Raw genomic sequence first — 25,095 nt, 5'->3', positions numbered from 1 at the left:
AAGACCTCCGCACAGTCTATCAGCGCCCAATCGAGCCTCGACAAGCAGCCGCCGGGGCACGGAAAATAAAATGCCCGCCAGACAGGAGTTCCCATGCGCGTCCTTTTAGCTTGTGCCTTGTTCGCCTTCAGCCTCTACAGCCTTGCCGACGCCCACCAGGAACTGTACGAAACCGCCGGCTGGCCCGATCAGCGCGCCAACTTCGCCGATGCCCTCACCAGCGCCCAGCAGCGCTACCAGCAGACGCTGCCGCCGGCGGTGTTCAAGACCCTGGTCAACAACAGCAACCAACGCTTCGCGCCGCAGGCCATGGACGACCGCGCGCTACAGGCATTGCGCAGCAACCTCGCCGACCCGCAGCCGGCGCTGGCGTTCTACCAGTCCCCGCTGGGTCGCAAGATCGTGTCCGCCGAAGTGCTGGCCGGGCGCCGCGAGCAGCTGGAGAAGTACGCCGGCGGCCTGCCGCGCCTGGAAGCGGGCAGCAACCGTCGGCTGCTGATCCGCCACCTGGCCCAGGCCGTGCCGGCCACCGAGGCCGGTGCCGAAGTCAGCCTGGCGCTGGCCGGCGTGGCCGCCGACAGCCTGAGCCAGATGCTGCCGGGCATCCTCGGCGGCGGGCAGGCCCAGGGCCTGCTCGATACCCAGCGCGAACGGCTGATCCAGCAGATGGACGGCGAGATCGACAACACCCTGCTGTTCGTCTACCGCGACCTGTCGGATGCCGAGCTCCAGGAATACGTCGACTTCGCCCAGTCGAGCGACGGCAAGGCCTATTACGACGCCGCCCTGAAGGCGCTGCGGGCCGCGCTGGCGGTCGGCGCCCAGTAACCCCTAGCGGCCGAGGCGCTCGCGCAGGAAGTCGAAGTACTCGCGCCGCAGCGCCTCGCTCTCGTTGACCAGATGGTGGCGCGCCGTCGGCAGCCGCAACACCTCGGGGTTGTCGAACTTGCTCTGCAGCACCGGCAGGTTATGCCGCCAGTCCACCGTCATGTCCGCCTCGCCCTGGACGATGATCGGGCGGTGCCGGCAGCCAGGCGCGGCCTCGATACGGGGAATCCAGCGCGACAGGGCACCGACCCAGGCCGTCGGCAGGATGACCGGCTGCAACGGATCGCGGGTCTGGATGAACTCCAGGAAGCCGGCATCGCTGGAGTTCTCGCTGAAGCGCCGGGGAATCTGGTCGACGAAACGGCGCAGCAGCTCGTAGCTCACCCGCGACCAGCCCCAGGAACGCGGCCGCACGAGTGGCGCCAGGAGGATGGTCTCGCCCAGCGCGCCGGGCTGGGCGGTGTGCAGCAGGTGATCGAGGGCGATGGCCCCGCCGGTGCTCTGCCCGAGCAGGTGCCAGGGGGTCGGCAGGTCCAGCCGGCGCGCCTCGTCGAGCAGGGCCTGCAGCACCGCCTGGTACTCGTCGAACTCGTTGATGCTCGCCCGTGGGCCGCTCGACAGCCCGTGCCCCGGCAGGTCGCAGCCGAGCACGGCGAAGCCCATGGCGAGGCCCCAGTCGATCACATGGCGATACAGCCCCATGTGGTCGTAGAAGCCATGCAGGACGACCAGCGTCGCCTGCGGGCTGTCCGGCCACCAGGCCTGGGCCACCACCTCGTAGTCGCGCACGGCGAAACGCCCCAGAACGCTGTGCACGCCGCGCCGATGCGGCAGGTCCAGGCCGTAGTAGGCCTGGTAACGGCGCGCCTGGGGCGACAGGTCGGTCGCCTGGGCCAGGGGTTGCAAGGCCGCGCGCAGCAGGTCGGGATCGAGGGAATCGGCCATCATCGGATTCTTCATACGTGAGCGGGCAGGATATTCTGCTCTGCGCCACGGCGTGGCAAGCTGAGAAACCGTCGAACGAGCGTCGTCATGTCCTTACGCAACAAATACCTGCTGGTCGGTCTCGTCGGCATTCTCTGGGTCATCGCCATGCTCCTGGCGTTCTGGTGGTTCCAGGCGCGCTACCTGCGCCCCTTCGAGCACACCGCGGTGTTTTCCGGCGAAAGCCTGGCGCTGCCCACAGCGCTGGCCGGTTCCGGGGAAATCCGGGTGGTGCATTTCTGGGACCCGGCCTGCCCGTGCAACGTCGGCAACCAGCAGCATCTGGCCGAACTCATCGGGCGCTACGCCGGCCAGGGCGTGTCCTTCCATGTCGTGCAGAAACCCGGCAGCACCGGTCGCCTGCCGCAGCCGCTGGCGCGGCTGGAGCCGCTCGCCTCGCTGTCCGGCGCGCAGGATCTGCCGGCAAGCCCCGCCGTGGCGATCTGGGACCGCAGCGGCCGGCTGGCCTATGTCGGGCCCTACAGCGAAGGCGCGGTGTGCAATTCGAGCAACAGCTTCGTCGAGCCCATCATCGAGGCCCTGGCCGCGGGTCGCCGGGTGGCGGCGACCCATTCGCTGGCGGTGGGCTGTTTCTGCGACTGGCAGGATTGAACGCAGGCCAGCCCGGCGCGCGCTGCGCCGGGCTGAACGCGAGCCTCAGCTGTGGGCGGGAGGCGGGGTCAGCGTCTTGCGGCTATCGATCGGCTGGCCAAAGCCCGGCGTCCCGGTGTCGTCCATGGCCTGCTGCATCGCCCGTGCGCGGCGCTTGTCGGCGCGCCGGGTGATGAACCAGGCGAGGAAGGTCGCCAGCGACACGGTCAGCAGGATCAGGCTCGCCACCGCGTTGATCTCCGGTTTCACGCCCAGGCGCACCGCCGAGAAGATCTCCATCGGCAGGGTGGTTGAGCCCGGCCCGGACACGAAGCTCGCCAGCACCAGGTCGTCCAGCGAGAGCGCGAACGAGAGCATGCCGCCGGCCGCCAGCGACGGCGCGATCATCGGCACGGTGATCAGGAAGAACACCTTCCAGGGCCGCGCACCGAGGTCCATGGCCGCTTCCTCGATGGACAGGTCCAGCTCGCGCAGCCGCGCCGAGACCACCACCGCGACGTAGGCCGAGCAGAAGGTGGTGTGGGCGATCCAGATGGTGGTCAGGCCCCGCTGGGCCGGCCAGCCGATCAGCTGGGCCATGGCCACGAACAGCAGCAGCAGCGACAGGCCGGTGATCACCTCGGGCATCACCAGCGGCGCGGTCACCAGGCCGCCGAACAGCGTGCGTCCGCGAAACCGGGGGATGCGGGTCAGCACGAAGGCGGCCATGGTACCCAGCGCCACCGCCGCGATGGCCGTGTAGAAGGCCACCTCCAGCGAGCGCATCACTGCGCCCATCAGCTGGCTGTTGTCCAGCAGGCCGGCGTACCACCGCGTCGACCAGCCGCCCCACACCGTCACCAGCCGCGAGGCGTTGAACGAGTAGATGACCAGGATCACCATCGGCAGGTAGATGAACAGCAGGCCGAGCACCAGGATCAGGTTGGAGAAGCTGTAGCGTTTCATAGCTTGCCCTCCAGCGCCCGCGCCTGGTTGCGGTTGAACAGGATGATCGGGATCAGCAGCAGGGCCAGCATCACCACCGCCAGGGCCGAAGCCACCGGCCAGTCGCGGTTGTTGAAGAACTCCTGCCAGAGCACCTTGCCGATCATCAGCGTCTCCGGTCCGCCGAGCAGCTCCGGGATCACGAACTCGCCCACCACCGGGATGAACACCAGCATGCAGCCGGCGATGATGCCGTTCTTCGACAGCGGCACGGTGATCTTCCAGAAGCTGGAGAGATTGCGCGCGCCAAGATCGGACGCCGCCTCCAGCAGGCTCGGGTCGTGCTTAACCAGGTTGGCGTAGAGCGGCAGGATCATGAACGGCAGGTAGGAATAGACCACGCCGATGTATACCGCGGTGTCGGTGTTGAGGATCTGCAGCGGCGCATCGATCAGCCCCAGCCCCTGCAGCAGCCCGTTGAGGATGCCGTTGCTGCTGAGGATGCCCATCCAGGCGTAGACGCGGATCAGGATCGCGGTCCAGGTGGGCATCATGATCAGCAGCAGCAGGACGGTCTGCAGATCCTTGCGCGCGCGGGCGATGGCGTAGGCCATCGGATAGCCGATCAGCAGGCACAGCAGGGTGCTGACGAAGGCGATCTTCAGCGAACCGGCATAGGCCGCCAGGTAGAGCTGGTCTTCGCTGAGGAAGATGTAGTTGCCCAGGTTGATGACCACCTGCAGCTGCTGCTCGGCGTAGCTGAAGATGTCGGTATAGGGCGGGATGGCGACGTCGGCTTCGGCAAAGCTGATCTTCAGTACGATGACGAAGGGCAGCAGGAAGAACAGCATCAGCCAGACGAAGGGAATGCCGATGACCAGGCGGCGCCCGTTGTTCATCCGGACCCGGCTCATGCCTGCAGCACCACGCCGCTGTCGTCCCACCAGTACACGTACACCTCCTCCTCCCAGGTCGGCCATTTCACGTGGCGCTCGGAATTGGCCAGGAATGCCTGGACGATGCCGCCGGAGGACAGCCGGATGTAGTAGACCGAATGGCCGCCCAGATAGGCGATGTCGTGCACCACGCCGCGGGCCCAGTTGTAGCCGGGGCGCTGCAGTTCCGGCAACTCGGTGCCGATCAGCAGCTTTTCCGGGCGCAGGGCGTAGGTGATGCGCTTGTCTTCGGCGCGGGTGCTGATGCCGTGGCCGACGTAGATCGGATTATCCAGGCCCGGGCAGGCGATGATCGCGTGGTCCTCGAGGTCCTCGACCAGCTCGCCGTCGAACAGGTTGACGTTGCCGATGAACTCGGCGACCAGCCGGCTCGCGGGCGTCTCGTAGATGTCCATCGGGCTGCCGACCTGGGCGATCCAGCCCAGGTGCATGATGGCGATGCGCTCGGCCATGGTCATGGCCTCTTCCTGGTCGTGGGTCACCATCACGCAGGTCACGCCGACCCGCTCGATGATCTGCACCAGCTCCAGCTGCATCTGCGAGCGCAGCTTCTTGTCCAGCGCGCCCATCGGCTCGTCGAGCAGCAGCAGCTTGGGACGCTTGGCCAGCGAACGGGCCAGGGCGACGCGCTGGCGCTGGCCACCGGACAGCTGGTGCGGCTTGCGCTTGGCGTACTGGCTCATCTGCACCAGCTTGAGCATCTCGGCCACGCGTTCTTCCACCTCGGCCTTGGGCAGCTTGTCCTGCTTGAGGCCGAAGGCGATGTTCTGCTCCACCGTCATGTGCGGGAACAGCGCATAGGACTGGAACATCATGTTGATCGGCCGCTCGTAGGGCGGCAGGTCGGTGATGTCCTGGCCGTCGAGGAAGATGCGCCCCTCGGTGGGCCGCTCGAAGCCGGCGAGCATGCGCAGCAGCGTCGACTTGCCGGAGCCCGACCCTCCCAGCAGGGCGAAGATCTCGCCCTGGTGAATGTTCAGGGAGACATCGTCGACCGCCACCGTCTCGTCGAACTTCTTGGTGACGCGGTCGATCTTGAGCAGCACCTGCTTGCTTTTGCTCTCGCCACTGAGGGCTTTCTTGTAGGCGCTGGAGGCTACGGCCATGCGCGAACTCCCGAAGATGGAAAATTGGCCCAGCCAGCAGGCTGGGCGGCTACCGAGCTGCGCCGGGCACAGCGTCGGGACTTAACGACCGGATTTGACCTTGGTCCAGGTTCGCGTCATCACCCGCTGGATCCGCGGCGGCAGCTCGGCCGACACGTAGAGCCGGTCGAGCACCTCCTGGGGCGGGTAGACCGACTCGTCTTCATACACCTCGGCATCCATCAGCTCGCCCGCCTTGAGGTTGGGGTTGGCGTAGCCGACGTAATCGCTGACACCCGCGATGACCTGCGGGTCGAGCAAGTAGTTGATGAAGGCGTGGGCGGCGTCGATGTTGCTGGCATCTGCGGGGATCGCCAGCATATCGAACCAGAGGTTGCCGCCTTCCTTGGGAATGGAATAGGCGATCTCGATGCCCTTGCCGGCTTCCTCGGCGCGGGCGGCGGCCTGGAACACGTCACCGGAGAACCCGGCGGCGACGCAGATATTGCCATTGGCCAGGTCGGAAATGTACTTCGACGAGTGGAAATACCTGACGAAAGGCCTGACTTCGAGCAACTTGGCCTCGGCCTTCTCGTAGTCGGCCGGGTCCTCGCTGTTGGGGTCCAGGCCCAGGTAGTTCAGCATCGCCGGGACCATCTCGTCGGCCGAGTCGAGGAAGGCGACGCCGCAGCTCGAAAGCTTCTCGATGTTCTCGCGCTCGAACAGCACCGCCCAGGAGTCGATCTCGTCCACGCCGAGCACGGCCTTGACCTTTTCGACGTTGTAGCCGATGCCGTTGGTGCCCCACAGGTAAGGCACCGCGTAGCGGTTGCCCGGGTCGTTCTTCTGCAGCTGCTCGAGCAGCTCGGGGTCGAGGTTGTCCCAGTTGGGCAGCTTGGCGCGGTCCAGTTCCTGGAAGGCGCCGGCCTTGATCTGCTTGCCGAGGAAGTGGTTGGACGGCACTACCACGTCGTATCCGCTGCGCCCGGCCAGGAGCTTGCCTTCGAGGGTCTCGTTGGAGTCGAAGACGTCATAGACCGGCTTGATGCCGGTGGCCTTCTGGAACTCATCGAGGGTCGACTCGCCGATGTAATCCGACCAGTTGTAGATGTGCACGGTGGATTCGGCGTGGGCCTGTGTCGTCGCGGCAACGGCGATGGCCGTGACGAGCAGAGTCTTGAGCGTCGAGCGCATGGTGGGTCCTCGTGTTCCAGGCCGCGGTCACCCGGCGGGCAAAGGCGGGCTGTTTATTGGAAAAACCTCGAAAAATCAACTGTTGTCGCCCGCAAAGGGCAACAGCGTGTCGTAATGGGGTGGCGAATCAGGGGAGGCGTGGCGGCCGCAAGGCGCGACCGCCACCCCGGAGCGACTCCGGCGGGGCACAGGACCGGAGTCGGCATGGCTCAACGGCCCGACTTGATCTTCGTCCAGCTGCGGGTCATGGCGCGCTGGGTTTTCGGATCCAGGTCCGGGAAGGTGTAGAGCTTCTTGGCCACCTCGGCGCTCGGGTAGATGCCCGGGTCGTTGCGGATGGACTCGTCGACCAGCGGCGTGGCAGCGGCGTTGGCGTTGGGGAACTGCACGTAGTCGGTGATGGCGGCCATCACTTCGGGCTTGAGCAGGTAGTTGAGGAACGCGTGCGCGCTCTCGACGTTCTTCGCATCGGCCGGAATGGCGAGCATGTCGAAGAAGCTGCCAGCGCCTTCCTTGGGAATGTTGTAGCCCACGTTGACGTTGTTGGCGGCCTCTTCGGCGCGCGACTTGGCCTGGTAGATGTCACCCGAATAGCCGATGGCGACGCAGATGTTGCCGTTGGCGAGGTCCGAGATGTACTTGGAGGAATGGAAGTAGGCCACGTGCGGACGGATCTGCATGAACAGGTCCTCGGCCTTCTTCAGCTCGTCGGCCTTGCCGCTGTCCGGCTGGAAGCCCAGGTAATGCAGGGCCGCGGGCAGGATCTCGGTCGGCGAGTCGAGGAAGGAGACGCCGCAGGACTTGAGCTTCTCGATGTTCTCGGGCTTGAAGACCAGGTCCCAGGAATCGACCGGGGCGTTGTCGCCGAGCACGGCCTTGACCTTGTCGACGTTGTAGCCGATGCCGATGGTGCCCCACATGTAGGGGATGGAGTACTGGTTGCCCGGATCGCTCGGCTCCAGCGCCTTGAGCAGGTCCTGGTCGAGGTTGTCCCAGTTCGACAGCTTGGACTTGTCCAGCTTCTGGAACACGCCGGCCTTGATCTGCTTGGCCAGGAAGGGGTTGGAAGGCACCACCACGTCATAGCCCGAGCTGCCGGCGAGCAGCTTGGCTTCGAGCACTTCGTTGCTGTCGAAGACGTCGTAGACGACCTTGATGCCGGTCTCCTTGGTGAAGTTCTCCAGGGTGTCTTCGGCGATGTAGTCGGACCAGTTGTAAACGTGCAGGACCTTGTTGTCGGCCTGCGCGACCCCGACGGCGGCGCCGGCCAGCGTCAAGGCGAGTAGGGTCTTGGCAAAGGGTTTCATCCGTGCAGCTCCTGTTATCGTAATAAGCGTTCGGGGCAGTGACGTGGCGATCGGGCCGGCTGCCTGACGCACCCGCGCAGTCTGGCAAGATCGGGGCCTTTTTTACAACAGGCCAGACGCTACAAAAGGCTGCGTAACGGCCGCCATCCGCAGCGTTCAGGCCCGCATGTCCCTGGCCGTCAGATCCAGACAACGGCGAACCTTGTCCAGCAGCTCGTCGATTTCGTCGGTGCCGATCACCAGCGGCGGCGAAATGATCATGGTGTCGCCGACCGCGCGCATCACCAGCCCGTTGTCGAAGCAGTGATCGCGGCAGCGCAGGCCGACGCCCTGGTCGGTGAAACGCTCGCGGGTCTTCTTGTCCTTCACCAGCTCGAGCGCGCCGAGCATGCCGACGCCACGTGCCTCCCCCACCAGCGGATGTTCCGCCAGTTCCGCCCAGCGCTTTTGCAAATAGGGTGCCGTGTGCGCCTTCACCCGCTCGACGATGCGCTCATCGCGCAGGATGCGGATGTTTTCCAGCGCCACCGCGGCCGCCACCGGATGCCCGGAATAGGTGAAGCCGTGGTAGAACTCGCCGCCCTCGTTGAGGGTGTGCACCACTTCGTCGCGCACCACCACGCCGCCCATGGGCACGTACCCGGAGGTCAGGCCCTTGGCGATCGGCATCAGGTCCGGCGCGTTGCCGAAATAGTCGCTGCCGAACCACTCGCCGGTACGGCCGAAGCCGCAGATCACCTCGTCGGCGACCAGCAGGATGTCATAGCGGTCGAGGATCTCGCGCACCTTGGGCCAGTAGCTGTACGGCGGAATGATCACCCCGCCCGCGCCCTGGATCGGCTCGGCGATGAAGGCCGCCACCTTGTCCTCGCCGACCTCGAGGATCTTGCGTTCGAGCTGCCCGGCCACCTGCACGCCGAAGGCGTCCGGGTCCAGGTCGCCGCCCTCGCCGAACCAGTAGGGCTGGTCGATGTGCTCGATGCCCGGAATCGGGAAATCGCCCTGCCCGTGCATCGCCTTCATCCCGCCGAGGCTGGCGCCGGCGACAGTGGAGCCGTGGTAGCCGTTCCAGCGGCCGATGACCACTTTCTTCTCCGGCTGGCCCTTGATTGCCCAGTAATGGCGCACCATGCGCAGCACGGTGTCGTTGGCTTCGGAGCCCGAACCGGTGAAGAACACGTGGTTCATGCCGGCCGGCGCGATGTCGGCGATCGCCTTGGCCAAGGCGAGGGCCGGCGGGTGGGCGGTCTGGAAGAACAGGTTGTAGTAGGGCAGCTCGCGCATCTGCCGGCTGGCCGCCTCGACCAGCTCTTCGCGGCCGTAACCGACGTTGACGCACCACAGCCCGGCCATGGCATCGAGGATCTTGTTGCCCTCGCTGTCCCACAGGTAGACGCCGGAGGCCTTGGTGATGATCCGCGCGCCACGGGCGTTGAGCGCCTTGTAGTCGCTGAACGGCGGCAGATGGTGGTCGCGGCTCATGGCTTGCCATTGCTGGGTTTGCGTATCGCTCATCGATCACCTCGAGGTCGTTGGTGCGTTGACGGTGGATGAAGAAAAGCGTCATCCACCCCGGCTGTTGTGCTTTATCGGTGGATGGGGAAAGCGCCATCCACCCTACGCTTGAAGCTTGCCGCTCGAAGCTCCTTTCTCAGACCGATAGCATCAGGAACTCGCGCTCCCAGGAGCTGATCACCCGGTGGTAGTTCTCCTGCTCGGCGCGCTTGACCGCGACGTAGCCGGTGATGAACTTGGGGCTCAGGTACTTTTCCAGCTGGCGACAGCTTTCCATGCGCTCCAGCGCCGTCTCCAGGGTCAACGGCAGGCGCAGGTTGCGGCGCTCGTAACCGCGGCCCTTGACCGGCTGGCTGGGGGTCAGCTCCTCGACCATGCCGATGTAGCCGCACAGCAGGCTCGCGGCGATCGCCAGGTAAGGGTTGGCATCGGCACCGGCCAGGCGGTTCTCGACGCGGCGGTTCTGCGGATCGGAATCGGGCACGCGCAGGCCGACGGTGCGGTTCTCCTCGCCCCATTCGACGTTCACCGGCGCCGAGGTGTCGGGCAGGAAACGGCGGAACGAATTGACGTTGGGCGCGAACATCGGCAGCAGCTCGGGGATGTACTTCTGCAGGCCGCCGACGTGGTGCAGGAACAGCTGGCTCATGGAGCCGTCGGGGCTGGAGAAGATGTTGCGCCCGGTTTCCAGGTCGATGACGCTCTGGTGCAGGTGCATGGCGCTGCCCGGCTCGCCGGTCATCGGCTTGGCCATGAAGGTGGCGGCGACGTTGTGCTTGAGCGCGGCCTCGCGCATGGTCCGCTTGAACACCAGGATCTGGTCGGCCAGGTGCAGCGCCTCGCCGTGACGGAAATTGATTTCCATCTGCGCGGTGCCTTCCTCGTGGATCAGCGTATCGAGGTCCAGGCCCTGGGCCTCGCACCAGTCGTACATGTCCTCGAACAGCGGATCGAACTCGTTGGCCGCATCGATGGAGAACGACTGGCGCCCGGTTTCCTGCCGGCCCGAGCGGCCGACCGGCGGCTGGAACGGCAGGTCCGGGTCCTCGCAGCGCTTGGTCAGGTAGAACTCCATCTCCGGCGCGACGATGGGCTGCCAGCCCTTGTCGGCGTACATCTTCAGCACTTTCTTGAGGATGTTGCGCGGCGACAGTTCGATGGGGTTGCCCATCTTGTCGTAGGTGTCGTGGATCACCTGGGCGGTGGGCTCGATGGCCCAGGGCACGAGGAACACGGCGTTGGGGTCGGGCCGGCAGAACATGTCGATGTCGGCCGGGTCGAGCAGCTCGTAGTAGATATCGTCCTCGACGTAGTCGCCGGTGACGGTCTGCAGCAGCACGCTCTCGGGCAGGCGCATGCCCTTTTCGTCGAGGAACTTGTTGGTCGGGGAAATCTTGCCCCGCGCGATGCCGGTCAGGTCGCTGATCAGGCATTCGACTTCGGTGATCTTGCGTTCTTTCAGCCAGCCCGTGAGCTGGTCGAGCTTGGTAGTCATAACGACCTCAGGTTGATGGAACGACCGCCGCGAGGGGTACGGTCAGCGATGGCTCGCGTGCTCCCGGCAGGCCTCGGCGAAGGCCTGGAACAGCGCCAGGTAATGCGGGTTTTCATGCACCTTCCATTCGGGGTGCCACTGGACGCCCAGGGCGAAACGCGCGCCCTCGACGGAGAAGGCCTCGATCAGCCCGTCCGGTGCCAGCGCCTCGATGCGCAGGCCCTGGCCCAGGCGTTCGACCCCCTGGCCGTGCACGGAGTTGACCTCGATCCGCGCGGGCAGCAGCCCGGCCAGCAGGCCTCCCGGCTGGATGTGCAGCGGATGGCTCAGGCCGTACTGCACCTCCACCGGATCGTCCGGGCGCTCGCGGTGATCGCCATAAGCGCCGACTTCGTGAACCTTCTGGTGCAGGCTGCCACCAAAGGCAACGTTCATTTCCTGGAAGCCGCGGCAGATGCCGAACACCGGGATGCCGGCGTCGATCGCCGCGCGGATCAGCGGCAGGGTGGTGGCATCGCGCTGGGGATCGTGGTGCGTGCCGGGCTCGCTCGCCGGCCCACTATAATGATGAGGCTCGACGTTGGACGGCGAACCGGTGAACAGCAGGCCGTCGAACTGCTCGAGCAGGGTGGCCTGGTCGAGCGCCTCGCCGAGCGCCGGAATCACCAGTGGCAGCCCGGCGATGGAGGCCGCCCGCAGGTACTTGTCGCCAGCGATGTGGAATGGATGGTGACCGATCTGTTTGGTGCAGGCGCATACGCCGATCAGCGGCAAGCGAGACATAAGGACACACATCTGTCTGGTCGTGGGGGTCTTGATCGAGAGTAGCCTTGTTCATTTTTTTAGACAATAGCTTGCCGATTCCCTGAACACGGGCGCCGACCGCAGGCCGTCAAACGGGCCTGCGCAGGCCGCACGGAGCCTCCCGGCGCTACTATTGACACTGGCCTGGCTTTTCGATTGACTCCGGGCAGGACGTTTGATGATTGAAATTTTTAACAATTAAGGTGCTTCATCATGGCTTCCCAGCCGCGTGCCGTTCAGCTCAACGAAGCGAACGCATTTCTCAAGGAACATCCGGAAATCCTCTACGTCGATCTGTTGATCGCCGACATGAACGGGGTCGTCCGGGGCAAGCGCATCGAGCGCGCCAGCCTGCACAAGGTGTATGAAAAGGGCATCAACCTCCCCGCCTCGCTGTTCGCACTCGACATCAACGGCATCACCGTGGAAAGCACCGGGCTCGGCCTGGACATGGGCGATGCGGACCGGACCTGCTTCCCGATCCCCAACACCCTGTCCAAGGAACCCTGGCAGAAGCGCCCCACCGCCCAGCTGCTGATGACCATGCACGAGCGCGACGGCTCGCCGTTCTTCGCCGACCCGCGCGAGGTGCTGCGCCAGGTCGTGGCGCGCTTCGACGAACTGGGCCTGACCATCTGCGCCGCATTCGAACTGGAGTTCTACCTGATCGACCAGGAGAACGTGAACGGCCGTCCGCAGCCGCCGCGCTCGCCGATCTCGGGCAAGCGCCCGGTGTCGACCCAGGTCTACCTGATCGACGACCTGGACGAGTACGTCGACTGCCTGCAGGACGTGCTCGAAGGCGCCAAGGAGCAGGGCATCCCGGCCGATGCCATCGTCAAGGAAAGCGCGCCGGCGCAGTTCGAGGTCAACCTCCATCACGTCGCCGACCCGATCAAGGCCTGCGACTACGCGGTCCTGCTCAAGCGGCTGATCAAGAACATCGCCTACGACCACGAGATGGACTCCACCTTCATGGCCAAGCCCTACCCCGGCCAGGCCGGCAATGGGCTGCACGTGCACATTTCCATCCTCGACAAGGACGGAAACAATATTTTCGCCGGCGAGGAGCCGCTGGAAAACGCCCGCCTGCGCCATGCTATCGGCGGGCTCCAGGAGACCATGTCGGCCTCGATGGCCTTCCTTTGCCCGAACGTGAATTCGTACCGCCGCTTCGGCGCCCAGTTCTACGTGCCGAACACCCCGAGCTGGGGTCTGGACAACCGCACCGTGGCCCTGCGCATCCCCACCGACAGCCCCGACGCGGTGCGCATCGAACACCGGGTGGCCGGCGCCGACGCCAACCCCTACCTGCTTCTGGCCGGCGTCCTGGCCGGCATCCATCACGGCCTGACCAACCAGATCGAGCCGGACGACCCGATCGAGGGCAACTCCTACGAGCAGGTCGAGCCGAGCCTGCCGACCAACCTGCGCGATGCGCTGCGCCAGCTGGACGACAGCGAAGTCATGGCCCGCTACATCAGCCCCGACTACATCGACATCTTCGTCGCCTGCAAGGAGAGCGAGCTGGCCGAGTTCGAGCACTCGATCTCCGACCTCGAGTACAACTGGTACCTGCACACCGTCTGAGCCGATGCGGGTTCGCTAGCCCATCCCCGGATGGGCAGCGAACCCCGCCTCGATCAGCTCACCCCTCCGCTGCCCCGAAAACCCTCCGAAGACCCGCCCTGCACGGTGCCGCCGGCAACCCGCGCCAGCGCGCCCGCCAGCGCGCCCGCCTGCGCGTCGCCGCCGGGTTCCGGGGCAGGCGTTGCGATCACGGCAGAAAGGCTGCACATCATGGGTGGAACGGCGGCCCCTCCATGAGCTCGACCAGCAGTGGCCGGTCGCCAGGCGCCTGACGCAGCAGTTCGGCCAGGTGGGCGTGGTCGCGGGCGCGCTCGGCCTGGCAGCCGAAGCCACGGGCGATGGCGATGAAATCGGGGGTGTGGATGTCGACGCCGAGCGGGGTGATCTGGCGGCGCTGCATGTAGCGCTTTATCTCGCCGTAGCCCTGGTTGTTCCACAGCAGCACGACGATGCCGACCCCCGCCTCCACCGCGCTGGCCAGTTCCGGCAGGCTGAACTGCAGGCCGCCGTCGCCGATCAGGCAGATCACCGGGCTGGACGGGTCGGCGAGTTTCGCCCCGATGGCGGCCGGCAGGCCGTAGCCGAGGGTGCCGTAGCCGGTCGATGAGTTGAACCAGCGGCGCGGGGCCAGGGTGTCGACCAGGTGGTTGCCGCTGTAGACGGTCTGGGTCGAGTCGCCGACCAAGCGTGCGTCGGGCAGCGCCTGCTGCAGGGTGTCGAACAGCTGCCGGTAGTGCGCCCAGCCGGCAAAGCCCTCGGCCAGGGCCGCGCGAACCGCGGCGGCGCGCCGAGCGCCCGGACCCTGGGCATCGAAGACGGACGGCGGCAGCTCGGCCAGCAGCCGTTCCATCGCCTGGCGCGCATCGGCCTGGATCGCCAGCGCCGGGGTGAAGTTGCGGTCCAGCTGCGCGGCATCGATGTCGATGCGGATCAGCTCGCCGCCGAGGGCGAAGCCGCCGTCGAAGACCACGTCGTAATCGGTCTCGCCCAGCTCGGTACCGATCGCCAGCACCACGTCGGCCTCACGCGCCAGCTCGCGCACCGGCACCAGGGACTGGTTGCTGCCCAGCAGCAGTGGATGGCCGGCCGGCAGCAGGCCCTTGGCGTTGATGGTGAGCGCGGTTGGCGCATCCAGCGCCTCGGCGAGCGCACGGGCTTCGGCCGGCGCCTCGACGCAACCGCCGCCGAGCAGCAGCAACGGCGCCCGGGCGGCGCGCAGGCGTTCGGCCGCCGCGCGGATCAGCGCCGCATCGGCCACCGGGCGCGAGGCCCGGGCCCGCGGCTGCAGGGCGAGGTGATCGGCCGGCGCGGTGATCAGATCCAGCGGCAGCTCGATGTGCACCGGCCGCGGCCGGGCGCCCGAGAACACCGCGAAAGCCCGCGCCAGCACCTCGGGCAGTTCCTCGACGCTCATCAGCGTATGGCTGAAGGCGCTCACCCCGGCGGTGAGCGCGCGCTGGTCGGGCAGCTCGTGCAGGTAACCCCTGCCCTGCCCCAGCCGGTCGCGCTCGTTGACCGAGGAGATCACCAGCATCGGGATCGAGTCGGCGTAGGCCTGGGCCATGGCGGTGAGGATGTTGGTCATCCCCGGACCGGTGATGATCAGGCATACGCCGGGCTTGCCGCTGACGCGCGCATAGCCGTCGGCCATGAATCCCGCGCCCTGCTCGTGGCGCGGCGTGACGTGGCGAATGCCACTGCCGGCCAGGCCCCGGTAGAGCTCGACGGTATGCACGCCGGGGATGCCGAACAGGGTGTCGACGCCCCAGGCCTGGAGCTGGCGGATCAGAAACTCGCCGCAGGTGGTCATGTGGGTCAGTCCTTGTAGCCGGGATCGAGGCGGTCGAGCTTGCGCAGCCAGGCCTGCCAGATCAGCTGGCGCTGCCATTCGGCGCCCTGCAGCTGTTCGCAGGCGTGGCGGCTCAGGTGCGCCGGGATCTGGCTGTAGTGGCGGCCGCCCGAGGTGGTCGCCAGCTGAATCTCGCAGGCGCGGTTGAGGTAGAACATCACGTAGAAGGCATCGGCGACGCTGGCGCCCACGCTGAGCAGGCCGTGGTGCCGCAGGATCAGGGCGATGTGGTCGCCCAGCGAGGCCTGGATGCGGCGCCGCTCCTCCAGGTCCAGCGCCACGCCCTCGTAGGGGTGGTAGCCGATCCGGCGGTAGAACTCGGTGCTGATCTGGTTCAGCTGCAGCAGGCCGTCGTCCTGCGCGGCCACCGCCATGCCGGCCAGGGTGTGGGTGTGGATCACGCAGTGCGCGTCCTCGCGGGCCATGTGCACCGCGCTGTGGATGGTGAAGCCGGCGACGTTGTAGTCGGCGCGGCCTTCGACCACCTTGCCGTGCATGTCCACCACGATCAGGTCGCTGGCGCGCACCTCTTCGAACAGCAGGCCGAACGGGTTGATCAGAAAGCGCGGCTCCTCGCCCGGCAGGCGTACGGAAAAGTGGGTGTAGAGGGTGTCGTCCCAGCCGAACAGGGCGGCCAGCCGATAGGCCGCGGCCAGGTCCCGGCGCAGGGTGGCGATGTCATCATTCATGTCGGGTCCGTCTCCAGGCCGATGAAGCGCCGCACGCGTTCGCTGCCGTGGCTGCGAATCGCCTCGGGCGAGGCGTCCAGGCCGATGTGGCCGTCTTCCATGAACACCACGCGGTCGGAGATCGACAGCGCGAAGTCCATCTCGTGGGTGACGATGAGCATGGTCATGCCCTCGGCGGCCAGGTCGCGGATCACGGCGAGCACGTCGCCGACCAGCTCCGGGTCGAGCGCCGAGGTGGGTTCGTCGAACAGCATGATGTCCGGTTTCATCGCCAGCGCGCGGGCGATGGCCACGCGCTGTTGCTGGCCGCCGGAGAGCTGGTGCGGGTATTTCTCGGCATGGGCCAGCAGGCCGACCTTGTCGAGCAGCGCCAGGGCCTGCTGGCGCAGGCTCGCGGTGTCGCCCAGGCGATGATAGCGCGGCGCCAGCAGCACGTTGTCGAGGATGGTGCGGTGGGGGAACAGGTTGAAGCTCTGGAACACCATGCCGATGCGCCGCACCCCGGCGCGCAGGCGGCGGCTGTCGGGGGCGTCGCCGGCGCGGATGTAGTCCTCGCCGAAGAGCACGATCTCGCCGTCGTCGATGCGCTCCAGGCCGTTGACCGTGCGGATCAGCGATGTCTTGCCCGAGCCGGAAGGGCCGATGATCGAGATCACCTCGCCCGGCCGCACCCGCAGGTCGATGCCCTTGAGCACGTGGTGGTTGCCGTAGCGCTTGTGCACGCCGTTCAGGCGCAGTGCGTCGGGCATTCCCGGACGCGGGGCCTGCGCCGCCGTCGCGACCGCCGCCGGCAGGCTGTCGCGCAGGGTCTGCAGGCGGGCGCCTTCGAGGGTCTCCGGCTTGCGCCGGCTCAGGTCCAGGTGCCGTTCGAGGTACTGCAGCAGCCAGCCGAAGAGGGTCACGATCAGCACGTAGTAGAGCGCCACCGCGCCGAGGGTCTCGAGCACCAGGAAGTTCTGCGCGTAGAGGCGCTGGCCCACCAGCAGCAGCTCGGTCAGCGAGATCACCGACACCAGGGAGGTGAGCTTGACGATGGTGACGTATTCGTTGGTCAGCGTCGGCAGGGCGATGCGGAACGCCTGGGGCACCACGATCAGCCGCTGCGTGCCCAGCCCGCGGATGCCCAGCGCCCGCGCCGCCTCGCGCTGGCCCTTGGCGACCGAGAGCAGCCCGCCGCGGTGAATCTCGGCCATGTAGGCCGCCTCGGTGAGCACCAGCGCGAACAGGCCGGCGTAGAACGGCTGCGAGAGGATCGGGCCGCTGCCGGGAAACAGCTGCGGCAGGTTGTAGACGAAGATCAGCAGCACCAGCAGCGGCACGCTGCGGAAGAACCAGACATAGAGCGAGGCTGGCACCCGCACCCAGGCGTGCAACGACTGCTTGGCGCTGGCCAGGCCGAAGCCGATCAGCATGCCGATCACCCAGGCCAGGGTGCTCAGCTTGACCACCGTCCAGCTGGCCTTCCAGAAGGCCGGCATGGAGAACATCGAGAAGAAATACGTCCATTCGAATGGCATGCGTCACCTCTGGCCTGGGGCGGCGCTCCTGCGGCCCCGGTGGATCGTCGCGCGGCGCAGGCGGCGCGCCGCGCGCAAGGGCATCAGGCTTCTTCCAGACCGTACTTGGCCAGCAGCTGCTGGTAGTCGCCGCTCTGCTTGAAGTCGTCGAGCGCGGCCTTAAGCGCATCGAGCAGCTGGGTGTTGCCCTTTTTCACGTAGATGCCCAGGGTTTCGGGGTAGATCGACGCCGGCGTGGTGACGACGATGCGGCCACGGGACTTCTCGGCCATCATCTGGGAGGCGCTGGCGATTTCCAGGTGCGCCTGGATGTGCCCGGACAGCAACGCCTGGGAGGTTTCCGAGCTGGTCGGGTACTCGTTGACGGTGATCGCGCCCTTGCCCTCTTCGGCGCAGTAGCCGGCCGACAGCTCGTTGAGCTTCTTGATCCAGGAGGTGCCCTGCTGCAGCCCGACGGCCAGGCCGCACAGCTCCTGCTCGGTCGCGGGCTTACGCTCGGCGTCGGCGCGAACCATGATCGCCGCGCCGGTCTTGGCATAGGGGATGGCGTCGGCCTGCTGGAGGCGTTCGGGCAGGATGTACATGCCGGAAATGATGGTGTCGAAGCGGTTGGCGTTGAGCCCCAGGATCAGGTTGGGGAAGCGCGTGTCCGAGAAGGTCGCGTTCAGGCCCATGCGCTGGGCGAGTTCGGCGGACACTTCGGGGTCGAAACCGACCACCTTGTCGCCCTCGTAATACTCGAACGGCGGGTAGGCGATCTCCATGCCCACCTTGAGCTCGCCACGGGTCACGGTCTTGGGGGCATCGGCGGCGACCGCGCCGAGGGCGGTGCCCAGCAACAGCGCGCCCAGGCCACCGAGCGAGAGAGTCTTCAGGCTTTTCATCGTTGTGTTCTCCAAAGGCTTGAAAGGTCGTCGGCAGCGAATCAGGTCGCGCTCGGCTGGTGCTTGAGGTGGCCGAAGCTCGAGGGTTTGCGCGCGCGTTCGGGCAAGTGCAGGTCCCCGGCCTCGACGCGTCTTTTCAGGTATTGATAGGTCTGCAGCGCCTGGCTCCACATGTGCTCGCCGATGCTCAGCGGCTCGTAGCGGGTGCCGGCCTCGGCGAACTGCGGCAGCGGGCGGATCTGGGTGTGGTAGTCGCAGGCGTAGAACAGCGGGAAGGAGTAGCGCTCCTCGGCCACCTTGCGCACCCGGTGGGCGGTGGCGACGAAGGTGCCGGCGGTCATCACCTCGAGCATGTCGCCGATGTTGACGACGAAGGCGCCCTCCACCGGCGGCGCGTCGATCCATTCGCCCAGATCGTTCATCACCTCCAGCCCCGGCCGGTCGGCCAGCAGGATGGTGAAGCACTCGTAGTCGGTATGGGCGCCGATGCCGGGGGCGTCCTGCGCCTCGCCATCGTAGGGGTAGTGGATCAGCCGCAGCTTGGACGGCGGGAAGTTGGCCACGCCGTCGAAGGCATCCTCGGCCAGCCCCAGGGCCAGGGCGAAGCCGCGAAACAGCTGGCGACCCAGGCCGAACACCGCGGCGTAATAGGCCTGCGCCGCCTCCCTGAAGCCCGGCAGCTCGGGCCAGCGATTGGGGCCCAGGAGGGGCGTGCCGGCGAGCACCAGCGGGTTGTCGGCGGGCACTTCGAAACCGATGTCGAAGGCTTCCTTGTGGTCGGGCTTGCCCTTCGAATAGACCTCCTCGCCCTCGGGCACGTAGCCCTTGTGGCTTTCCGAGGCGCCGATGTAGTGGCGCATCTTGGTCTCGAAGGGCTGGGCGAAGAAATCCTCGGCGGCGCGGTGCAGGCCGTCGATCAGCGCCGGCTCGATGCCATGCCCGGTGATGTAGAGAAAGCCCACCTCGCGCGCCGCCTGGCCGAGCTGGTCGGCCACCGCCTGGCGACGAGCCAGCTCGGGGCTGAACAGGTCGCCGATGTCGACCACCGGGATGCGGGTGAAGTGCTTGGCGCTGCCGCTCATGGGAATCGCTCCTTGCTAGTGGCCGAGAAATCGATGGAAGTGGTGCCGTTCGGTGCGCGCCATCCACTGGTTCAGCTGCCAGAGGTCGGCGACCGGCACGTCGGTAAAGGGCAGATGATGCAAATAGCCGTCCGGGCCGAACTCGGGGGTCAGGGTGGTGCCGGCGAAGCCGCGCCGTTGCTGGCTGTTCCAGATGCTTTCCCAGTGGCGCTGGTGGAAGGCCAGCGCATCGGCGTATTCGGGCGCACCAGGATGGGGCACCTGCGGCCCCTGGTCGTAGCCGACCCGGGCCTGGATGTGGTGCACGCGTTCGACGAAGGGCGTCAGGTCATCGGCCGGATCGTCCAGCAGCCGCTCGCAGGTCACCACCCAGTGGCTGATGTCGCTGGTGAAGCGCAGCGCCGGCAGCTGGCGGATCAGCTCCAGGGTGACCCAGGGGCTGTAGAGCGAACGGGCGCGGTGGGTCTCGAAGCTCAGCAGCAGGCCGGCGCGCTCGCCGAGCTCCAGCGCGGCGCCGAAGAAGTCGACCTGCTCGGCCAGGCTCCAGCGGTCGTTGCCGGCCAGCAGGTTGATGAAACGCGGCTCGAGTTCGCCGGCCAGCGCGAGCTTGCGCGCGAGGTCGGCCAGGTGCATCGCCGGGGTGTCGGACTGGCGCGGCAGCACCGGGGTCGAGGTGAACAGCACGCAGATGTAGGGCACCGCCTGCTCGCGCAGGATGCGGGCGAAACGGCTGCGCTCGGCATCCGCCTCGGGCAGGCGCGCCTCGATGCCGTCGAAGCCCGCGCCGCGCAGTTCGTCGAAGACCTGTGGCCAGGGGCTGCGATTGCCCCAGAGGGTGCGAAAGATCTCAAGCTTCATGGGGCATCCTGCTACCGGTCAGGGTCCGGCCGCGCCGGGCGGCCATGGGTGTCCGTGTCAGCGCCGGGTCACGCCGGGCATCACGCAGAGCATTTCGTAGAGCAGGTTGGCGCCGAGCAGCGCGGTGTTGCCAGTGGTGTCGTAGGGCGGCGAGACCTCCACCAGGTCGCCGCCGACCAGTTCCAGGCCCTGACAGCCACGGATGATTTCCAGCGCCTGGATCGTGGTCAGGCCGCCGACTTCCGGGGTGCCGGTGCCCGGCGCCCAGGCCGGGTCGATGCCGTCGATGTCGAAGGACAGGTACACCGGCCCGCCCCCGACCCGCTCGCGCACCTCGGCCATCAGCGGTTCGAGGGACCGGTGCCAGCATTCCTCGGCCTGCACCACGCGAAAGCCCTGGGTGCGGCACCAGTTGAAGTCCTCGGCGGTGTAGCCCTGGGCCCGCAGGCCGATCTGCACCACGCGGTCGCAGTCGAGCAGCTCTTCCTCCACCGCGCGGCGGAAGGTGGTGCCGTGGGCGATCTTCTCGCCGAACATGTGATCGTTGACGTCGGCATGGGCGTCGACGTGGACCAGCCCGACCTTGCCGTACTTCTTCTTCATCGCCCGCAGGATCGGCAGCGTCAGGGTGTGGTCGCCGCCCAGGGTCAGCGGGATCACGCCGTGCGCGAGGATGCGGTCGTAGGCCTGTTCGATGATCCGCACGGTGTCGAGCAGGTTGAAGGTGTTGATCGCCACGTCGCCGATGTCCGCCACGCTCAGCGAATCGAACGGCGCGGCGCCGGTGGCCATGTTGTAGGGACGGATCATCACCGACTGGGCGCGGATCTCCCGTGGGCCGAAGCGCGTCCCGGCGCGCAGCGAGGTGCCAATGTCCAGCGGAATGCCGACGAAGGCGACGTCCAGCCCGGCGGGGCTGTCCACCACCGGCAGGCGCATCATGCTGGCGATGCCGCCGAAACGTGGCATTTCGTTACCGCCCAGCGGCTGGTGCAAGGTCTTTTCCAACGGGACGGCCCTCATGTCGATGCGTTCGTTGGGAACCATCTTGGCCAGCGTGGCGCAGCGGAAGAATCGGCCGGAGCAAATAATCAGTTCAGAAATTCCTGAACTATCGTCAGGCCCGACGGCTGCGATCGCGATCCAAGCGCGGCGTCCGTCCCGGCTGCCTTGACCCCGGCCCGGGAGCCTTTAAGCTGCGCGCCTGAACCGACTCGCGAGGCACCGCCATGGCCGATCAGCTGATCATCGTGCCGCAGATTTCCACCTACCCCGGCCACGAAGCCCGTGCCCGCGCCATCGTCCGCTGGCTGGCGCAGCGCAACGTCGTCGAGGCGGTGCCAACCACCTGCGGCCGCACCGGCAACCGCATGGCCCATGCGCTGGCGCCCGGCGCCCGGCAGGTCGCCCGGCATCCGGACAGGCTGCCCTTCGACGCGCCGGTCAACGGCCTGGAAGTCATCACCCGCCGCTGCATCTACACCCCGACGCAGGGTTTCAAGGAAGAGGCCGGTTGCCCCGAATGCCGCCGGGAGATCGGCGAGGCCCTGTTCGACAGCCTCGAGGACTGGATGCCCGGCCACACCGACCACTTCCGCTGCCCCGAATGCGGGCACGAGGACGACATCAACGGCTTCCTGTTCCTGCAGCCGTGCGCGTTCTCGAACCTGGGGTTCATTTTCAACGACTGGGGCGAGGCGGGATTCACCCAGGCCTTTCTCGACGAGTTTCGCGAGCGTCTGGGGTTCGACCTCGCCCAGGTCCGCGTCGCCTGCCCCTGAGCGCCGGGACGCCGGTCAGGGAATCGCGGCCCTGGCCTGGGCGACCAGCGTGGCGTTGTCCGGCCGGATGCTGATGGCATTGTTCAGGTCCACCACCGGCAGGTAGTAGTAACGGGTGTCGATTCCCTTGCGCTTCATCCGCCCGTGCAGGGAATCGGCCACCACCGGGTCGTCCACGTTCAGGTAGCGGAACTTCACCCCCGCGCCGGACAGCGCGCGCAGCGTGCCCTGGGTGTAGCCGCAGCTGTCGCGGCCGTAGACCACCAGATAGGGCCGGTCTTCGAGGGGCTCGACGAGCGCGCCTGCCAGTACGTCCAGCCCTTGTGGCCCGCCGCGATCAGCAGGATGCAATAGAGCAGCTTCTTCATTCCCTGAAACCTCGCCTGTCGATGCCGGGCCCTGTGGCCGGATGCTATCGCCTGGCTGAGGCCGCCGCCATCCTCAGCCGGGCAGGACGATGCCCGGGACCTGGCCGATGGCGTAGGCCAGGGCGCTGAGGTTGTAGGGCTTGGTCACCACCGGCACCTGGTCGAAGCGCTCGGGAATGGCCGTCCGCGCGCCGTAGCCGGTGGCGAACAGGAACGGGTGCTGGCGGGCCTCGAGCTCCGCCGCGATGCCCAGGCTGGTTTCCCCGGCGAGGTTGACGTCGAGCACAGCCAGATCGAAGTGATCCAGGCGCAGCGCGCGCCGGGCGTCCTCCAGCGAGCCGGCGATTTCCACCCGCACGCCGGCATCCTCGAGCATGGTCTGGGCGTCGAGGGCGATCATCATGCTGTCCTCGACCAACAGCAGGCGCAGCCCCGCGAGCGAGCTGGTACTGGGTGGCCTGACCGCATCGCGCGGCTGCGCGCGGTCGTCGCCCGCCGAGACATGCATCGGCGGCACCTGGAAGCAGGCGAACAGCCCCTCGGGACGGAACTCCACGCGCGCCTCGCCCTGCAGCTCGAAGGGGATGGTGCGCTCGGTGACGATGCTGCCGAAGCCGCGACGGGCCGGGGGCAGCACCTCGGGGCCGCCGCTTTCGTTCCACTCGATCACCAGGCCACGCCCCTCGACCAGCTGCCAGCTCACCGTCAGCTGCCCCTCCGGCACACTCAGGGCGCCGTACTTGGCGGCGTTGGTCATCATCTCGTGGAACACCAGCGCCAGCGTCTGGTAGCCGCGCACGTCCAGCAGCACGGCGCCGCCGGAGAGCTGGATACGCTCGTCCAGCACCTCCCGGCCGTTCCAGGCCCGCGCCTCGGACTCGAGCAGCGCCCGCAGCTGGGTCGAGGTGCCGCTGGGCGCGTTGATCTGGTCGTGGGCGCTGGCCAGCGCCTGGATGCGCCGCTCCACCTCCTCGGTGAAGGACTCCACGGACGTCGCCTGCTGGGCGCTCTGGCGGGTGGTGGCCAGCACCAGGCTGAGCACGTTCTTGATCCGGTGATGGAGCTCGGCGATCAGCAGCGACTGGCTGTCCTGGGCGCGCTGGCGCTCCGAGGCGATCAGCTCCGAGCGCCGCAGCACGATCTCCAGCAGGGCGACCCGCAGCGTCTCGGCGACCCGCAGCTCGCTCGCCGTCCAGGGCCGGGCGTGGCACCGCACGGTTTCGCGCCAGGCCTCGAAACTGCGCCGCGGGTTGAGCCGGCCCGTCGACGGATCGCGCTGCAGGGCCTTGTCCGGGTTGCCGCCCCAGGTGACGGTCTGGATCAGTTCGCGGCGGAAGAACAGCAGGTAATCCTGCGCCGCCCGTGAAATGGGAATGGCCAGCAGGCCGCTGGCCCGATCGGCGAAGCGGGCCGCCGGCGCGAAGTGCTCGGCCAGCGACGAGGTCGCGTAGATGCGATCGGCCGGCTTCTGCCCGAGCAGCGCGATCAGTTCGGCGATCGCCTCGTCGGGCGGCAGCACGCCCTGCCCGCTGAGCTGGCCGTTCGACCAGACCGCCAGGCCGTCGCTGGCGATCATGGTGTCGAGCATGTCGGCGTAGCGGCCCAGGTCCTCGAACACCGTGTCGCGCGGCGACATGGCGGCCAGCAGGCGATCGTGGGCGTTCTGCGCGTTGGCCAGGTGATGTCGTTCCTGCTCCTGTTCGCGCACGTCGATCTGCAGCGAAAGCATCTGCCCGAACAGCTCCGCGGCCGAGCACAGCGCGCCGCTCAGGTAATGCGGCTCGCTGTGGTGACAGGCGATCAGCCCCCACAGCTGGTCGCCGCGCATCAGGCTCACGGTGAGGGTGGCGCGCACGTTCATGTTGCGCAGGTACTGGATATGCACGGGCGAAACGCTGCGCAGCGTCGCCAGCCCCAGGTCGAGCGGCTGGCCGTCCGGCCCGCGCCCGGGCAGCACCGGAACCGGCACGTAGTCCACATCCGGGATCAGCCGCAGCGGCTGGCGCCGGTAGAGCGCGCGCGCCTGCGCCGGGATATCCGTGGCCGGGTAGCGCAGCCCCAGGTAGGACTCGGTGCCGGGACGCACCGCCTCGGCCACCACCTCACCGGAATCGTCGGGCAGGAAGCGGTAGATCATCACCCGGTCATAACCGGTCACGGCCCGCATCTGCTGCGCCGCGAGCGTGAGCAGGCGCGACACCGTGGGCGTGCGGCGCAGACGACCGGCGAGCCCACGCAGCAGCGTCACCCCATTGGCGCCCGCCCCCGGCACGCTCGGCGCCGCCTCGATCACCGCCAGCCCACCGGCCAGATGCACCGTCAGGTCGTAGCGCCGTGTGCCCTCGTCGAGGGCCAGGCAATCGAGCCGCTCGGCCAGGCCCGAGAGCATCGCGGTCTGCAACTGATTGCGTACCGCGTGGACCGTCTCGGCCGGAAGCACCCGGTCCAGCGACTGCCCCAGCAGGCCGGCCGGCGCGGCCCCTTCGAGGAACTGCGCGACATTGCCCGACACATGGGCGATGGACCAATCGGGCAAGGTGCAACCCAACAGCAGGCCATGGGGCTGAATGGTCCCAGGGGTGTGGATCGGCTCCTGGGCACAATCGATCGTGGTGGCGCTCATCTGCGGCTCGGTCGTCAAAACAAGGCATCTCCAGCAGCTTCTGAAAGCTGGGCGTGTGAGACCCAACGGTATGTTTGGACCCGCCCAACGGCGATAACGCACAAAAAAAGTAGTGGTAAAGGGGCGCGCAAGCGCTGCCGGCGCAGGCGA

General features: G+C 67.3%; 22 protein-coding genes. 4 read left to right on the top strand and 18 right to left on the bottom strand.

Annotation, left to right across the window (positions count from 1 at the left end; all coding sequences use genetic code 11):
* Positions 1–93: 93 nt before the first annotated feature.
* Entirely contained in the window at positions 94–828 is a 735-nt protein-coding gene (locus DN824_RS01555) for a DUF2059 domain-containing protein (RefSeq protein ID WP_138406635.1), read from the top strand.
* 3 nt (positions 829–831) lie between these two features.
* Here DN824_RS01555 and bipL read toward each other — a convergent pair whose 3' ends face one another.
* Complete coding sequence (gene bipL / locus DN824_RS01550) at positions 832–1,773, bottom strand: phospholipase BipL (RefSeq protein ID WP_138406634.1); 942 nt, start codon at positions 1,771–1,773, stop codon at positions 832–834.
* A gap of 87 nt (positions 1,774–1,860) precedes the next feature.
* On the opposite strand from bipL, the gene DN824_RS01545 reads away from it, so the two are divergent.
* Positions 1,861–2,424 (top strand): DUF6436 domain-containing protein, encoded by a 564-nt coding sequence (locus tag DN824_RS01545; RefSeq protein WP_138406633.1) that lies wholly within the window; start codon positions 1,861–1,863, stop codon positions 2,422–2,424.
* Positions 2,425–2,469: 45 nt separating this feature from the next.
* Here the strand turns inward: DN824_RS01545 and DN824_RS01540 are convergent, their stop codons facing one another.
* The 8 genes from DN824_RS01540 to DN824_RS01505 all read right to left on the bottom strand — a co-directional run bounded on the left by DN824_RS01540 (position 2,470) and on the right by DN824_RS01505 (position 11,683).
* Positions 2,470–3,369 carry an ABC transporter permease subunit gene (locus tag DN824_RS01540; protein ID WP_138406632.1) on the bottom strand — a complete coding sequence of 300 codons (900 nt, stop codon included), beginning with the start codon at positions 3,367–3,369 and terminating at the stop codon, positions 2,470–2,472.
* On the bottom strand, positions 3,366–4,262 hold the full coding sequence (locus DN824_RS01535) for an ABC transporter permease subunit (protein WP_138406631.1): 897 nt from the start codon (positions 4,260–4,262) through the stop codon (positions 3,366–3,368). Before DN824_RS01535 ends, DN824_RS01540 begins: the two co-directional genes overlap by 4 nt.
* On the bottom strand, positions 4,259–5,410 hold the full coding sequence (gene potA, locus DN824_RS01530) for a polyamine ABC transporter ATP-binding protein (protein ID WP_138406630.1): 1,152 nt from the start codon (positions 5,408–5,410) through the stop codon (positions 4,259–4,261). Before potA ends, DN824_RS01535 begins: the two co-directional genes overlap by 4 nt.
* 81 nt (positions 5,411–5,491) lie before the next feature.
* Positions 5,492–6,583 carry a polyamine ABC transporter substrate-binding protein gene (locus DN824_RS01525; RefSeq protein WP_138406629.1) on the bottom strand — a complete coding sequence of 364 codons (1,092 nt, stop codon included), beginning with the start codon at positions 6,581–6,583 and terminating at the stop codon, positions 5,492–5,494.
* Between the two features lie 209 nt (positions 6,584–6,792).
* A complete protein-coding gene (locus DN824_RS01520) occupies positions 6,793–7,890 on the bottom strand; it encodes a polyamine ABC transporter substrate-binding protein (RefSeq protein ID WP_138406628.1) in 1,098 nt (365 codons plus the stop codon).
* A gap of 156 nt (positions 7,891–8,046) precedes the next feature.
* Positions 8,047–9,405: an aspartate aminotransferase family protein gene (locus tag DN824_RS01515; protein WP_138406627.1), complete on the bottom strand. Its 1,359-nt coding sequence runs from the start codon at positions 9,403–9,405 to the stop codon at positions 8,047–8,049.
* Positions 9,406–9,541: 136 nt separating this feature from the next.
* A complete protein-coding gene (locus DN824_RS01510; protein ID WP_138406626.1) occupies positions 9,542–10,900 on the bottom strand; it encodes a glutamine synthetase family protein in 1,359 nt (452 codons plus the stop codon).
* Between the two features lie 42 nt (positions 10,901–10,942).
* On the bottom strand, positions 10,943–11,683 hold the full coding sequence (locus tag DN824_RS01505) for a gamma-glutamyl-gamma-aminobutyrate hydrolase family protein (protein ID WP_138406625.1): 741 nt from the start codon (positions 11,681–11,683) through the stop codon (positions 10,943–10,945).
* 234 nt (positions 11,684–11,917) lie between these two features.
* Between DN824_RS01505 and DN824_RS01500 the strand changes: the two genes are divergently transcribed.
* Positions 11,918–13,294 (top strand): glutamine synthetase family protein, encoded by a 1,377-nt coding sequence (locus DN824_RS01500; protein WP_138406624.1) that lies wholly within the window; start codon positions 11,918–11,920, stop codon positions 13,292–13,294.
* Between the two features lie 208 nt (positions 13,295–13,502).
* Here DN824_RS01500 and DN824_RS01495 read toward each other — a convergent pair whose 3' ends face one another.
* From DN824_RS01495 to speB, 7 genes are all read right to left on the bottom strand, one after another.
* Positions 13,503–15,104 carry a 5-guanidino-2-oxopentanoate decarboxylase gene (locus DN824_RS01495; RefSeq protein WP_138406623.1) on the bottom strand — a complete coding sequence of 534 codons (1,602 nt, stop codon included), beginning with the start codon at positions 15,102–15,104 and terminating at the stop codon, positions 13,503–13,505.
* 5 nt (positions 15,105–15,109) lie between these two features.
* Positions 15,110–15,832 (bottom strand): class II aldolase/adducin family protein, encoded by a 723-nt coding sequence (locus tag DN824_RS01490; RefSeq protein ID WP_138406622.1) that lies wholly within the window; start codon positions 15,830–15,832, stop codon positions 15,110–15,112.
* Positions 15,829–17,349 (bottom strand): amino acid ABC transporter permease/ATP-binding protein, encoded by a 1,521-nt coding sequence (locus DN824_RS01485; RefSeq protein WP_138406621.1) that lies wholly within the window; start codon positions 17,347–17,349, stop codon positions 15,829–15,831. Before DN824_RS01485 ends, DN824_RS01490 begins: the two co-directional genes overlap by 4 nt.
* A gap of 83 nt (positions 17,350–17,432) precedes the next feature.
* On the bottom strand, positions 17,433–18,233 hold the full coding sequence (locus tag DN824_RS01480) for a transporter substrate-binding domain-containing protein (protein ID WP_138406620.1): 801 nt from the start codon (positions 18,231–18,233) through the stop codon (positions 17,433–17,435).
* A 41-nt stretch (positions 18,234–18,274) separates the two neighbouring features.
* On the bottom strand, positions 18,275–19,315 hold the full coding sequence (locus DN824_RS01475) for an isopenicillin N synthase family dioxygenase (RefSeq protein ID WP_138406619.1): 1,041 nt from the start codon (positions 19,313–19,315) through the stop codon (positions 18,275–18,277).
* Between the two features lie 15 nt (positions 19,316–19,330).
* Positions 19,331–20,173 (bottom strand): sugar phosphate isomerase/epimerase family protein, encoded by an 843-nt coding sequence (locus DN824_RS01470; protein ID WP_138406618.1) that lies wholly within the window; start codon positions 20,171–20,173, stop codon positions 19,331–19,333.
* A gap of 57 nt (positions 20,174–20,230) precedes the next feature.
* Positions 20,231–21,181, bottom strand: a complete 951-nt coding sequence (gene speB, locus DN824_RS01465) for an agmatinase (RefSeq protein WP_138406758.1) — start codon at positions 21,179–21,181, stop codon at positions 20,231–20,233.
* 221 nt (positions 21,182–21,402) lie between these two features.
* Here speB and DN824_RS01460 point away from each other — a divergent pair, with 221 nt between their 5' ends.
* Positions 21,403–21,954, top strand: a complete 552-nt coding sequence (locus DN824_RS01460; protein WP_138406617.1) for a sugar ABC transporter ATPase — start codon at positions 21,403–21,405, stop codon at positions 21,952–21,954.
* A 15-nt stretch (positions 21,955–21,969) separates the two neighbouring features.
* On the opposite strand, the gene DN824_RS01455 is transcribed toward DN824_RS01460, so the two are convergent.
* Entirely contained in the window at positions 21,970–22,305 is a 336-nt protein-coding gene (locus DN824_RS01455) for a glutaredoxin family protein (protein WP_138406616.1), read from the bottom strand.
* A 90-nt stretch (positions 22,306–22,395) separates the two neighbouring features.
* Positions 22,396–24,945, bottom strand: a complete 2,550-nt coding sequence (locus DN824_RS01450) for an HWE histidine kinase domain-containing protein (protein ID WP_138406615.1) — start codon at positions 24,943–24,945, stop codon at positions 22,396–22,398.
* Between the last annotated feature and the right edge of the window lie 150 nt (positions 24,946–25,095).

It is taken from the genome of Stutzerimonas nosocomialis, assembly GCF_005876855.1.
Classification (GTDB): Bacteria; Pseudomonadota; Gammaproteobacteria; order Pseudomonadales; family Pseudomonadaceae; genus Stutzerimonas; species Stutzerimonas nosocomialis.
The sequence above is the reverse complement of the archived record's forward strand: the minus strand, read 5'-3'. Positions and strand labels throughout refer to the sequence as shown.

Excerpts from the sequence above, each read along its gene's own strand:
- DN824_RS01555 (WP_138406635.1), top strand. The coding sequence starts at position 94 with ATGCGCGTCCTTTTAGCTTGTGCCTTGTTCGCCTTCAGCCTCTACAGC.
- bipL (WP_138406634.1), bottom strand. The coding sequence starts at position 1,773 with ATGGCCGATTCCCTCGATCCCGACCTGCTGCGCGCGGCCTTGCAACCC.
- DN824_RS01545 (WP_138406633.1), top strand. The coding sequence starts at position 1,861 with ATGTCCTTACGCAACAAATACCTGCTGGTCGGTCTCGTCGGCATTCTC.
- DN824_RS01540 (WP_138406632.1), bottom strand. The coding sequence starts at position 3,369 with ATGAAACGCTACAGCTTCTCCAACCTGATCCTGGTGCTCGGCCTGCTG.
- DN824_RS01535 (WP_138406631.1), bottom strand. The coding sequence starts at position 4,262 with ATGAGCCGGGTCCGGATGAACAACGGGCGCCGCCTGGTCATCGGCATT.
- potA (WP_138406630.1), bottom strand. The coding sequence starts at position 5,410 with ATGGCCGTAGCCTCCAGCGCCTACAAGAAAGCCCTCAGTGGCGAGAGC.
- DN824_RS01525 (WP_138406629.1), bottom strand. The coding sequence starts at position 6,583 with ATGCGCTCGACGCTCAAGACTCTGCTCGTCACGGCCATCGCCGTTGCC.
- DN824_RS01520 (WP_138406628.1), bottom strand. The coding sequence starts at position 7,890 with ATGAAACCCTTTGCCAAGACCCTACTCGCCTTGACGCTGGCCGGCGCC.
- DN824_RS01515 (WP_138406627.1), bottom strand. The coding sequence starts at position 9,405 with ATGAGCGATACGCAAACCCAGCAATGGCAAGCCATGAGCCGCGACCAC.
- DN824_RS01510 (WP_138406626.1), bottom strand. The coding sequence starts at position 10,900 with ATGACTACCAAGCTCGACCAGCTCACGGGCTGGCTGAAAGAACGCAAG.
- DN824_RS01505 (WP_138406625.1), bottom strand. The coding sequence starts at position 11,683 with ATGTCTCGCTTGCCGCTGATCGGCGTATGCGCCTGCACCAAACAGATC.
- DN824_RS01500 (WP_138406624.1), top strand. The coding sequence starts at position 11,918 with ATGGCTTCCCAGCCGCGTGCCGTTCAGCTCAACGAAGCGAACGCATTT.
- DN824_RS01495 (WP_138406623.1), bottom strand. The coding sequence starts at position 15,104 with ATGACCACCTGCGGCGAGTTTCTGATCCGCCAGCTCCAGGCCTGGGGC.
- DN824_RS01490 (WP_138406622.1), bottom strand. The coding sequence starts at position 15,832 with ATGAATGATGACATCGCCACCCTGCGCCGGGACCTGGCCGCGGCCTAT.
- DN824_RS01485 (WP_138406621.1), bottom strand. The coding sequence starts at position 17,349 with ATGCCATTCGAATGGACGTATTTCTTCTCGATGTTCTCCATGCCGGCC.
- DN824_RS01480 (WP_138406620.1), bottom strand. The coding sequence starts at position 18,233 with ATGAAAAGCCTGAAGACTCTCTCGCTCGGTGGCCTGGGCGCGCTGTTG.
- DN824_RS01475 (WP_138406619.1), bottom strand. The coding sequence starts at position 19,315 with ATGAGCGGCAGCGCCAAGCACTTCACCCGCATCCCGGTGGTCGACATC.
- DN824_RS01470 (WP_138406618.1), bottom strand. The coding sequence starts at position 20,173 with ATGAAGCTTGAGATCTTTCGCACCCTCTGGGGCAATCGCAGCCCCTGG.
- DN824_RS01460 (WP_138406617.1), top strand. The coding sequence starts at position 21,403 with ATGGCCGATCAGCTGATCATCGTGCCGCAGATTTCCACCTACCCCGGC.
- DN824_RS01450 (WP_138406615.1), bottom strand. The coding sequence starts at position 24,945 with ATGAGCGCCACCACGATCGATTGTGCCCAGGAGCCGATCCACACCCCT.